Consider the following 11,855-nt stretch of genomic DNA (forward strand, 5'->3'; position numbering starts at 1 on the left):
GACTTCAGTCAGGCGTAATACCAAAGACGCACCTGATAAGGGCGACTTGGTCACGTCGGAGGTCAAAAACCTCCGACATTCTCAGTCTGCTTTACCCGAATCCACCTGGTTCTTCAGCGTGGAATTCAATGTTTGAGAATTTGTTGTATGACTTAACAAATAGCAAACGGGCGGTTCCACGAGCACCAGAACGGTTCTTTTCCAAGATGACTTCGATTTCTCCGACATCTTGTTGTTCTTCATCACGCGGATCATTTGGATTGTCTGAATCATCGTTAGCTTTCTCGTAATAATCATCACGGTACAAGAAAGCAACGATGTCGGCGTCCTGCTCGATTGATCCAGATTCACGAATATCTGACAACATCGGACGCTTGTCTTGACGTTGTTCAACACTACGAGAAAGCTGAGAAAGCGCAATAATTGGCACATCCATTTCCATGGCCATCATCTTGATGGCACGAGAAATAGCTGAGACTTCTTGCTGACGTCCTTCACTTCCAGTTCCTTCAATCAGCTGCAAGTAATCGATAATAACCAAGCCAATTTGGCCTTCACGCTTGTATAGACGACGCAACTTCGAACGAATTTCCGTCACCTTGATACCAGCCGTATCATCGATATAAATCTTGGTATTTGCCAATGAACCCATGGCCACAGCCAAAGCATTCCATTCTTCAGAATCCAATTGACCAGTACGCATGTGCTGTGAGTTGATGTTTCCTTCAGCCGCCAACATACGGTTAACCAATGACGTGTCCGGCATTTCCAGTGAGAAAATAACGACTGGCAAGTTCGGGTCAGCCACGGCAACCTTTTGGGCAATATTCAAAACGAACGCCGTCTTACCAACGGCCGGGCGCGCGGCTACGATGATCATTTCGCCACCGTGGAACCCAGTCGTCAAATTATCCAAAGCTGGGTAACCTGAGGCGAGTCCCGTAACCGTCTCAGTTGTTCGAGAGTTTTGCTCAATTTGCTCAAATGACTTCTCAACCACGTCCGCGATATTCTTAAAGTCAGCGCTCTTCTCGCCACCATTAATCATATCCAGCTTCGTTGACAATTCAGCCACGGCATCGTCAACCGAATCCGCACCTTCATACGTTTGCGTCAAACTGTTTTGCAACGTATCAATCATGTTGCGACGAATCGACTTTTCACGCACGATGCGCGCATAGTAAAGCGCATTGCCGGCAACCGGCACCGTTGATGCCAGTTCAGCCAGGTAGGCCATGCCACCCACGTTTTCGACTTGATTATCCTTATTCAGTTCATCGGTAATCGTCAAAATATCGATGGCACGTTGCGTTTCATCAAGCTTCAAAATTGCCGCATAGATTAAACGGTGTGCCGTTCGATAAAAGTCAGATGGTTCCAAGATTGTCATCAAGTCCGCAATCAAATCCTGCGGGTCAGTCGACAACAAAATAGATCCCAAAACGGCTTGTTCAGCGGTCACATCTTGTGGCACGCTAAGCGCAGTCGTTTCTGTTTCATCTGCCATGGGGGGCACCTCCTTCATCTTCTTATTCATAAAATCTATTGTAACAGAAAAAGCCAGTGAAATATCACTGGCTCGTCACTTTATTTATCTACCGATTTTTTATTGCTCATCCGTGTGGATACGAATCTTTGCCTCAACATCGTGGTGCAACTTAACCGTTACGGTACGGTAGCCCAAGGCACGGATTGGCTCCTTCATATCCATCTTGCGCTTATCAATCTTCAAGCCGAATTGCTTCTCCAAAGCTTCAACAACTTGCTTTGATGAGATGGCACCGAACAAACGACCATCAGTTCCAGCCTTTGCCTTCAACTCAACAACCGTCTTGTCGTCTTCCAACTTTGCCTTCAAAGCCTCAGCTTCAGCCTTTTCTTCAGCGGCCTCACGATCGGCTGCCTTCTTTTGACCACGCAATGCAGAAACATTTGCGTTAGTTGCGGGCTCAGCCTTCTTGTTCTTAATCAAGAAGTTGTTAGCGTAGCCATCAGGAACTTCCTTAACTTCGCCCTTCTTACCGCGCCCCTTAACATCTTCCAAGAAAATAACCTTCATGATTATCGACCTCACTTATTAATCTTCATTATCACCATCATCGTTTGTTCCCGTAAGAACAGACAACAATTGTTCATAGACGGCAGTGGTCGTCGTATCTGAGACCTGCGTTGCCGCATTACTCAAATGACCGCCTCCGCCCATCGCTTCCATTACTAATTGTACATTAAATGACCCAGTTGAGCGCGCCGAAACGGCAACTGTATTATCATCGCGTCGTGAAATAACAAACGACGCTTCAATCCCAATCATTTGCAACAACGCATCTGCAGCCTGCGCGGCCACAACCGAATCATATTGCACATCATCTTCACCGATAACAATTGCTGCATTATCATGAATTTGCGCACGCTCAATCAAGTGTGCACGCTCACGGTATGAATCAACCGTTTCCTTCATGAAGTCCTGTAGCATCTTACCATCAGCGCCAACTGAACGCAGGTAACTAGCCGCATCGAACGTTCGCGTACCAGAACGCAACGTGAATGACTTGGTATCAACTTGGATACCAGCCAGCATCGCAGTCGCCTCAATACGAGACAACCCCTTCGTCCGACGTGGTTGATACTCAAACAATTCCGTGACCAACTCAGATGTTGATGAGGCATATGACTCAATGTAAACCAATTGCGGTTCATCTGGGAATTCTTCGCCACGGCGGTGGTGATCGATAATCACAACCCGCTCAGATAGTTGTTGATAGACTTCAGGTGATTCTGAAATCGATGGCTTTGAATGATCCACCATGACCAACAAGCTTCGTTCAGTCGCTTCTGACAATACTTGTGAAGGCACCATCATTGCAGATTGATCTGACGGATCAGCCTTAAGTTCTTGCAACAACAACTTAATATCTGAGTGCTCATGCCCGCTCTCTTCGTAGACAACCCATGACGGCTTACCCAACATTTGAGCCAAACGGCGAACACCCAGCGCGGCACCAAACGAATCCATATCAGAACGTTTGTGTCCCATAATGAAAATTTGGTCCGCTTGCGTCATCAAATCAGCCAACGCTTGTGAGATGACACGTGCACGCACACGGGTACGCTTGGCCATTGGGTTTGTGTTTCCACCGTAGAAACGAGCATCCCCAGTCGGTGACTTCACAACAACTTGGTCACCACCACGACCCAACGCCAAGTCCAAGTTAGCTTGGGCGTTCTGCGCCAAAACATCAATCGCTGTTTCCTTATAGGCAATACCAATACTCAACGTGATTGGTGTGTTCTGCATTGAAGTTGCCTCACGAACCGCGGTCAACACATTAAACTTATCAGCCTCGGCACGACGCAACCCATCACGATAACCAATCAACATATAACGATCGACAGCCAAACGACGCACATAAATCTTGTGCTCAGCCATCCAGTCTGACAACGTCTTCGTCACGAAAGTACGCAATGCAGAAGCATCTGAGTCGTTCATACCTTCAGACACTTCGTCATAGTTATCCAATGAAACAATTCCAATGAACAACTTGTGCGCTTCGTAGTCACTCATAACTTGCGCTGAGTCAGTGGCATCCAACAGATATGCAGCGCGGAGTTCCGGCTGCACTTGCACATTAAACACGCGATCCAACCAGTGCAATTGCGTAACACGCTTATCTTCATCCGGCCATCGCTTAATCAAGTCAGCCAATTGCACAGAAGCTTCCTGCAATGGTCGACCAACGATAACGCGTTCCCCAAGGAAACTTTGTAGATAAGGGTTCACCCAATTAACTTCGTTCTGCTCATTGAACAAAACGACCCCCAAAGGCATCTGAATAATCGCTTCTTGTTCACCACGATTAACGCGGTATGAAAGATTCTCAATATAGTGTGTGGTGTCTTCGCCAATAATCTGCAAGGTCTTGAATATGACCATCAAAGCAATCACAACCAAGGCCAGCCAGACAATTCCGGCAACCCAATTCACCATAAAGGCTAGAATCGCGCCGATAATTGCCATCACCGAGACGAGCACTGCCATCCAAGCGAGGCGCCGATTTTGGAAAAACGCCGGTAAAGCATCCAAATTTTTCACGCGTATCACCCAACCCATTCCTTAATAGTTTCTTTATAAAGTAGTATACCATGATTACCAAATAGACTTGAACTGATAAATAATGGCTTTTTTATGTAAAAACATTTGGTTGTGGTGCACCTCGATGAAACGCGTCGACTTTGACCACCAAACAAAAACGAACCTAACGTAATGTCAGGTGCGTTTCTTGTTAATCGATCAATCCAGCTTCGCGGGCGCGTTGCTTGTACATCTCGATTTCGTCTTCTGCAGCCCAAACGAAGTGTTCAGGTGCAATTTCAACCATTTCACGGTCACGTCCGTCCATTTCGTCAGTTGGATCGTAAACGATTGGCTCACGGGCCGTCTCAACTGATGGATCTGGAACTGGAATGGCACTCAACAATGAGCGCGTGTAATCGTGCAAAGGCTTGTTGTAAACTTCGTCGGCTGGTCCGATTTCAACCATCTTACCCCAGTGCATAACACCGATACGGTCAGAAATGTACTTAACCATCGACAAGTCGTGGGCAATGAACAAGTAAGTCAATCCCTTGTCCTTTTGCAATTGCTTCATCAAGTTAACAACTTGCGCTTGGATTGAAACGTCCAAGGCAGAGATTGGTTCGTCGGCGATGATGAACTTTGGTTGCACAGCCAACGCACGGGCGATACCGATACGTTGACGTTGTCCACCAGAGAACTCGTGTGGGTAACGGTTTGAGTGATCACGGTTCAAACCAACCGTCTCCAACAAATCTTCCACGCGCTTTGAACGATCTTCATCGTTCGCAGCCAAGTGGTTAACGTCGATTCCTTCAGCAACGATGTCCTTAACCTTCATACGCAAGTTCAATGACGCTTGTGGGTCTTGGAAAATCATTTGTACCGCTTGACGGAAGTCTGACAATTCGCCGCGCTTCTTCAACTTAGCAATGTCCTTACCATCAAACAAAACTTCCCCTGCTGATGGTTCGTACAACTTCATAATCGTACGACCGATTGTCGTCTTACCTGAACCTGACTCACCAACAAGACCAAACGTCTCACCTTCGTAAATGTCGAAAGTTGCGTTTTGAACAGCCTTCGTTTCGTTGCTACGGCCCTTGTTAAACGTGATATCAAGTCCCTTGATTTCAACTAACTTCTTCTTTTCTTCAGCCATTAGTTGTTAACCTCCGTTCCAAGAACTGCCGTTGCGTCGACGGCGACTGCCTTCTTACGGTCAGCTTCTGGGTGCTCAGCTTGGTAGCGAGCCCAACGCTTTTGTACTTCCAATGGTGGCTCAACTTCTGGCGCACGCTCATCCAACAACCACGTTGACGCAAAGTGCGTCTCTGATAGCTTGAAGAAAGGTGGCTTTTGCTTTTCGTCGATTGCCAAAGCGTACTTGTTACGTGCCGCAAATGGATCACCTACTGGTGGCTCCAACAAATCAGGCGGCGTACCTGGGATAGCTTCCAACTCGCCACGCGCCGTTTCCGTCGTTGGCATTGAGTTCAACAAGCCCCAAGTGTATGGGTGTTGTGGGAAGTTAAATACTTCATCAACAGTTCCAATTTCAATAATTTGTCCGGCGTACATAACCGCCACACGATCAGCCATACCCGCCACAACACCAAGGTCGTGGGTGATAAAGATGATTGATGAATCAATTTCCTTTTGAATCTTCTTCATCAAGTCCAAGATTTGGGCTTGAATCGTCACGTCCAAGGCGGTCGTTGGTTCGTCGGCAATTAGGATTTCAGGGTTGTTGATCATCGCAATCGCAATAACGATACGTTGACGCATACCACCTGAAAATTGGTGTGGATAGTCGTTGATGTGGTTTTCTGAATTTGGAATACCAACCAACTTCATCATTTCCAATGCCTTTGCCCAGGCATCCTTCTTGCTCATCTTCTTGTGCTTAATCAAAGGTTCGGCAATTTGTTGACCAATCTTCATCGTTGGATCCAAAGAAGTCATTGGGTCTTGGAAAATCATGGCAATTTCTGAACCACGCAAGTGCTGCATGTCTTCTTCTGACTTACCAATGATTTCATCGCCCTTGAACTTGATTGAACCGTGTTCAACTTCAGCATTCTTTGCCAACAAGCCCATCAATGAGCGTGTCGTAACAGACTTACCTGAACCAGACTCACCCACGATAGCAAGCGTCTCACCCTTGTACAAATCAAATGAAATGTCGCGGATGGCTTGTACCTTACCGTTGTAAGTTTGGAAATTAATTTTAAGGTCCTTAACCTCAAGAATCTTTTCTGCCATGTCTTAACTCTCTTCCATTAATCCTTCGTACGAGGGTCAAAGGCGTCACGCAAACCATCTCCAAGCAAGTTAAAGGCAATCATGATGACAGCCAAGATAAGTGCTGGAATTACCAATTGGTATGGATAGAATTGCAAAGCCTTTTGTCCATCATTCAACAACGTACCCAATGAGGCCATTGGCACTGGAATTCCCAATCCAATAAATGACAACAATGCTTCGAAGAAGATTGCTGATGGGATTGTGAACATCAATTGCACAATGATTGTTGAACTCAAGTTTGGCACCAAGTGGCGGAAACCAATGCGCCATGCTGATGATCCCAATGTACGAGCGGCCAAGATGTAATCTTGTTCCTTAATCGTCAATACCTGTGCACGTATCAAACGCGCCATTGACGTCCATGATGTCATTGCGATACCCAATGCGATTGACAACATACCGGGCTTCAAAATCAAAATCAACAAAACGAAAACAACCAAGTTAGGAATTGATGAAATAACTTCGATGATACGTTGCATCACAATGTCGGTCTTACCACCACGCCAGCCGGAAACAATTCCGTATGTGACACCAAAGACCAAGTCCATGGCAGCAGCAATCAACGCAACTTGCAATGAGATGCGCGTTCCGTAAAGGACACGCTTGAAGATGTCACGACCAAATTGGTCAGTTCCAAACCAGAAGTTCTTCTTCTTTGAAACGCCAGCTGAGTCGTATGAATCAATCTTGACACCATCCAACTTTGCATGACCAGTGAACCCTGGAATATCTCCCAAGACACCTGGCAAGCGCGGTGGCAAGTTTTGCAACGTCACATCTTGGTGTGACGTTGACTTTGAGTTGGCAATTGGGGCAGATCCAAACGCTGCCACAAAAATGAATACTAAAATCCACAATGAGATGAAGGCTCCCTTGTTCTTCTTCAAACGACGCCAAGCATCCTTAGCGAAGCTCAATGAAGGCTTCATAATCTTTTCGTTATCGACATGACGATCCGCTGGAAGCAGCTTAAAGTCATCTGCCGTCAAATTTACTTGTTCGGCCATGTGCTACTCCTTATTTTGCCAAACGGATACGTGGGTCAATGACACCGTACAAGATATCCGTAATCAACAACACAACCATCAACATCATGGCGTAGACAATCGTCGTTCCCATGATGATTTGGTAGTCATTCGTCAAAATTGATGAAACGAATTGGCTACCGATTCCAGGAATTGAGAAGATTGACTCAACAACGATTGACCCAGTCATCAAGTTAACCGCCATTGGTCCAATCAACGTTACCAACGGAATCAATGAGTTACGCATTGCGTGCTTCCAAATCACTTCACGCTTTGACAAACCCTTGGCACGTGCCAATTCGATGTAGTCAGAACCCAACACATCCACCATTTCGGTACGGATGAAACGAGCTGACGTTGCCAAAGGTGCCATTCCCAACGCGATTGTTGGCAAGATAGTAGAAGAGAAGCCCTTCCAACCAGCGATTGGCAACCAGTCCAACTTCAAACCAACCCAGTATTGCAACAAAGCCGCAAACACGAATGATGGGATTGAAATTCCCAAAACGGCAATGATTGACAAGATTGTATCCGTCTTTGTGTTACGATGAACGGCTGCTGCTGAACCAAGTCCGATACCGGCGATTACACCGAAGATCAAAGCTTGAATTCCCAATTGTGCTGAAGGTCCCATACGTTGTGCAATCAACGTTGAAACTTCTTGGTTAGCAAATTGGAATGACACACCGAAGTCGAAATGCAAGGCATCCCACAAATAAGTGACGTATTGAATGAAAATTGGCTTATCCAAGCCGTACTGTGCTTCAATCATCTTTTGTTGTGCCTCAGACAAACGCTCAGCATTCGCAAGCGGTGAACCAGGCATCAGCTTCATCAAGAAAAATGTCGCTGAGATAATCAGCACCAGCGTCAAAATAATGATTGCTAGTCGCTTAAGTAAATATTTGATCATAGCGATGACCTTCCCCTATTATTCCTGCTATTCATATTATGAAAGACGTGCTTACGTTTAATTAAAAACAAAGTTGATATCTCTCACATATCCATAGTTTTTATTAGTATTTTCTAATCTTACCAGACAAGTCCCGATTATAAAAGGGTTTGTCAGGTAATATCACATGAGAATCAAAATTTCTTAACACTTACGAATTTGTTAGCGTTTACATAGATTTTGATATGTTTGTCCAGATTCTGGGACTACATAACGCTCGCCCTATATGTAAAACACGCATCTATCCATAGTAGATAGATGCGTGTTGTCTATTCAAACTTAACAAACAAGTGTCGTTTTGATCCTGCAATCAAAATTACTTCTTGTATGCCCACTTCCAGTCGTAAGGTGCACCAGCAGGGTTCATAACAACACCCTTAACTGACGTACGGAACAACGTAGCGTATGAACGGTAGTACAAAGGTGCCACACCGACTTCCTTGTCGATGATTTGCTCTGCTTGCATGTAGTCGTCGTTAACGTCAGTCGTCTTAGCAGCTTGCATCAACTCGTTGTATTGGGCGTTATCCCATGAACCATTGTTGAATGATGAATCCTTCGTGTACAAGTCCAAGAATGTTGATGGATCACCGTAGTCGGCTCCCCATGCAGTGATAACCAAGTCGAACTTCTTGTCTTGTGACAAGGCCAAACGTTGCTTAAATGGCACCGTCTTGATGTCGATCTTCAAACCGTCCAACTTTTCCATTTGTGATTGCAAGAATTGTGCAGTACGCTTTGCACCGTCAGTGTCGTCCGTTACCATTTGCAACGTCAACTTCTTAACACCGGCTTCCTTCATACCTTCCTTGAACAACTTCTTAGCCTTAGTCTTGTCGTATGCAATTGCACCCTTTACTTCGGCTGACTTAGCAAAGTCCTTGTTCGTGTTAGGATCAACAGCCAACTTAGTTGAAGTAAACGTCGTTGCTGGCGTTGCAGTTCCCGTCAAAATCTTGTCTGACAAAGTCTTACGGTCAATTGAGTATGAGATGGCTTGACGAATCTTTTGGTTAGCCAATGCCTTAACCTTCTTTTGGTTAAACTCCATGTAGAACGTTGAAGCTTGTGGGATAACCTTGTAAGCCTTGTTCTTCTTTGAAGCCTTAACTTGGTCAGGTGACAAGTTAGTGAAGTCAACCTTACCTGACTTGTACAAGTTGTAACCCGTGTTTTGGTCCTTGATCGTTTGAACAACAACCTTAGGCGTCTTAACTACCTTTGCATCGTAGTAGTTCTTGTTCTTTACCAATGAGTACTTGTTGTTTGAACCAGTCCAGCCCTTCAAGATGTATGGACCTGATGACAACGTGTACTTAGCAGTAGTTCCGTACTTCTTACCAACCTTTTCCACAAACTTTTGGTTTTGTGGGTAGAATGGTGCCATCGTCAATACTGACTCAAGTTGTGGCATTGGCTTTTCCAATTGCACTTCCAAAGTCGTGTCATCAACTGCAGTTACACCCAATGATGACAAATCAGTGTTTTCACCTGATTGGATCAGCGTCAGCGTTCTTGATACCTGAGAACAAGTAAGCATATTGTGATGCCGTCTTAGGATCGTTCGTACGTTGCCATCCGTAAACAAAGTCGTGCGCCGTCAAAGCGTCACCGTTTGACCACTTCAAACCTGAACGCAACTTGAACGTCAATGACAAGCCATCTTCTGACTTCTCAACTGACTCAGCCAAAGCCAAAGCTGGCTTTCCTGACTTGTCGTTACGGTACAAACCATCACCAATGGCTTGCAACGCATCAAAATCAACAGCAGCAGTAGACTTTGAAGGGTCCATCGTTCCCAAATCAGCACCTTCAGTCCAGTTGATCGTCTTGTACTTAGCAGCATCTGCCGTCAAAGGTGCAACCGTTGATCCCAAAATCAAGGCCGTTGACAACAATGCTGACGTCTTCAACAATTTGTTCATAAAATAACTCCCCATATCCAGAAAATGTAAATAACGTTTTTCAATATGCATGTATCATATCCTGGACGAAAATGAGAAGCAATGCCATTTTTTAATACAAACTGTGAATTATGTTTGAATTTCAGGCAATAAAACGTTTAAACCCCGCGTTATATCAACGTTTTTAAAAATGAGAATATTACTCATTTTCATGGCGTTTTCACATCCTTTATGAGATTTATTACGTCTTTACATCTCAATTCACGTAATCTCGCACGTAATTGACGCACCTGTTTATCAGTCGGTAACCCTCGCCATTCAAACAGGTTTTCTCGTGCAACATCCTGTCGATTCGTGCTTGAGATGACAATGTCGACATCAGAATCATGCTGCACCGTTACGTCTACATTAAATTCCGGCATCCCCAAAATCATATTACTGATCATTTGTTGTGTACCCGGCAAACCAGGTAAATCTAGTTCCACCCTAACTTTGGGATAAAGTCGCTCTTTTTGGCACACCGAACAAATCACCATCAATAATGTCGTATACAATGCATTGTTAATCGTTTGCACGTCCATCGCGATGGACGTTCCAAATTTGGCGATAATTCTCCCAACAATAACATCAATGTCTGGAAAACGTTCCGCAATGGTCGCTTTCCCGTATTCGCTGGATTCAACGCCATACTTAACTGACAGCTGGATTAATTTAGGTTCTAAATAGCTACCCAGCCGAACGTTCTGTAGCTGAGAGAATTTGATATCACCTAACATTTGCACTTCATCAAGGACCATTTCTATCAACCTGTTTTGTTGTTGAATCAGGTCATCCGTTAAACATAAACATTCTTCGGTGTTTGAAAAAATGCCAAGCGCATATAGAAACCCGGATTATTCATCAAGACAAACAAAAAACCGCTGAAACAGCAAGTTAATACCGTTTCAGCGGGTTTTGCGCTTTCACCCGTTGGGTGAAAACCATAGGAGCTCTTTTTTATGATATTTTGTTAGTGGAAAACAAACCAAATACTCAAAAATTGGAGCCTCTAAAATTATGACTCAAAAAGTAGTACCTAGCAACCATTTAGTTGCAGTTTCAGACAATGGGGCACCAATTACCTCGGATGGTGGCAACGTGCTGCTTAGTATTTTTCTGAATTCGCCTGTAATTTCCAGGCTCTTTAATAACGTTGAATTCAACGATAATCGCAAAAATCCACGCTATGCTAAGGTAGAATTGTTATTGCAAATGCTCATTCAAGTTATCGAAGGTTATCGCAACGACGACGTTGCAGATTACTTGACCCAAGATATCGAACATCGACTTGTTTATGCGCAAAACATGGCATCTCAACCAACTATTTCCAGATTTCTATCACATCTCACGAACGAAGACATTGATGAGCTACAAGAATTAAATCGTCGTATTGTCTCTTTAATTGATGAAAGATCAGCCAATACTGAACTGGTGCTAGATTTGGATTCAACCTACTTTGAGACCTTTGGTCATCAAGAAAAAATTGGTTTTAATTATCACTACTTGAACGTCGGTTACCATCCGCTTATCATGACCGATGCTTTAACTGGAACCGT

General features: G+C 44.6%; 9 protein-coding genes and 1 pseudogene. 1 reads left to right on the top strand and 9 read right to left on the bottom strand.

The annotated features are described in order from the left end of the window. Nucleotides 1–91: 91 nt before the first annotated feature. The 9 genes and pseudogenes from dnaB to C6P11_RS09385 form a co-directional block, all read right to left on the bottom strand. Entirely contained in the window at nucleotides 92–1,507 is a 1,416-nt protein-coding gene (gene dnaB, locus C6P11_RS09345) for a replicative DNA helicase (RefSeq protein ID WP_135520586.1), read from the bottom strand. A 99-nt stretch (nucleotides 1,508–1,606) separates the two neighbouring features. Then, on the bottom strand, nucleotides 1,607–2,059 hold the full coding sequence (rplI, locus tag C6P11_RS09350) for a 50S ribosomal protein L9 (RefSeq protein WP_003607811.1): 453 nt from the start codon (nucleotides 2,057–2,059) through the stop codon (nucleotides 1,607–1,609). 18 nt (nucleotides 2,060–2,077) lie between these two features. Continuing rightward, nucleotides 2,078–4,036, bottom strand: coding sequence for a DHH family phosphoesterase (locus C6P11_RS09355; protein WP_373892078.1), 1,959 nt, complete (start codon nucleotides 4,034–4,036; stop codon nucleotides 2,078–2,080). A gap of 244 nt (nucleotides 4,037–4,280) precedes the next feature. Further along, entirely contained in the window at nucleotides 4,281–5,234 is a 954-nt protein-coding gene (locus tag C6P11_RS09360) for an ABC transporter ATP-binding protein (RefSeq protein ID WP_135520590.1), read from the bottom strand. Next, a complete protein-coding gene (locus tag C6P11_RS09365; RefSeq protein ID WP_135520592.1) occupies nucleotides 5,234–6,337 on the bottom strand; it encodes an ABC transporter ATP-binding protein in 1,104 nt (367 codons plus the stop codon). The genes C6P11_RS09360 and C6P11_RS09365 overlap by 1 nt, the downstream gene beginning before the upstream one ends. A 17-nt stretch (nucleotides 6,338–6,354) precedes the next feature. Then, nucleotides 6,355–7,386, bottom strand: coding sequence for an ABC transporter permease (locus tag C6P11_RS09370; RefSeq protein WP_135520594.1), 1,032 nt, complete (start codon nucleotides 7,384–7,386; stop codon nucleotides 6,355–6,357). A gap of 10 nt (nucleotides 7,387–7,396) precedes the next feature. After that, complete coding sequence (locus tag C6P11_RS09375) at nucleotides 7,397–8,317, bottom strand: ABC transporter permease (protein WP_135520596.1); 921 nt, start codon at nucleotides 8,315–8,317, stop codon at nucleotides 7,397–7,399. Nucleotides 8,318–8,672: 355 nt separating this feature from the next. Continuing rightward, nucleotides 8,673–10,281, bottom strand: a pseudogene (locus tag C6P11_RS09380) (peptide ABC transporter substrate-binding protein). Between the two features lie 188 nt (nucleotides 10,282–10,469). Then, nucleotides 10,470–11,057, bottom strand: a complete 588-nt coding sequence (locus tag C6P11_RS09385; RefSeq protein ID WP_135520598.1) for a hypothetical protein — start codon at nucleotides 11,055–11,057, stop codon at nucleotides 10,470–10,472. Between the two features lie 259 nt (nucleotides 11,058–11,316). Between C6P11_RS09385 and C6P11_RS09390 the strand changes: the two genes are divergently transcribed. After that, the coding region (locus tag C6P11_RS09390) for a transposase (protein ID WP_210114237.1) at nucleotides 11,317–11,855 on the top strand (539 nt) is incomplete at its 3' end.

It is taken from the genome of Weissella confusa, assembly GCF_004766315.1.
GTDB lineage: Bacteria > Bacillota > Bacilli > Lactobacillales > Lactobacillaceae > Weissella > Weissella confusa_A.

What these genes read in the sequence shown, in the direction of transcription:
- C6P11_RS09370 (WP_135520594.1), bottom strand. Translation starts at nt 7,386, where the DNA reads ATGGCCGAACAAGTAAATTTGACGGCAGATGACTTTAAGCTGCTTCCA.
- C6P11_RS09360 (WP_135520590.1), bottom strand. Translation starts at nt 5,234, where the DNA reads ATGGCTGAAGAAAAGAAGAAGTTAGTTGAAATCAAGGGACTTGATATC.
- dnaB (WP_135520586.1), bottom strand. Translation starts at nt 1,507, where the DNA reads ATGGCAGATGAAACAGAAACGACTGCGCTTAGCGTGCCACAAGATGTG.
- C6P11_RS09355 (WP_373892078.1), bottom strand. Translation starts at nt 4,036, where the DNA reads ATGGCAGTGCTCGTCTCGGTGATGGCAATTATCGGCGCGATTCTAGCC.
- C6P11_RS09375 (WP_135520596.1), bottom strand. Translation starts at nt 8,317, where the DNA reads ATGATCAAATATTTACTTAAGCGACTAGCAATCATTATTTTGACGCTG.
- C6P11_RS09365 (WP_135520592.1), bottom strand. Translation starts at nt 6,337, where the DNA reads ATGGCAGAAAAGATTCTTGAGGTTAAGGACCTTAAAATTAATTTCCAA.
- C6P11_RS09385 (WP_135520598.1), bottom strand. Translation starts at nt 11,057, where the DNA reads ATGGTCCTTGATGAAGTGCAAATGTTAGGTGATATCAAATTCTCTCAG.
- rplI (WP_003607811.1), bottom strand. Translation starts at nt 2,059, where the DNA reads ATGAAGGTTATTTTCTTGGAAGATGTTAAGGGGCGCGGTAAGAAGGGC.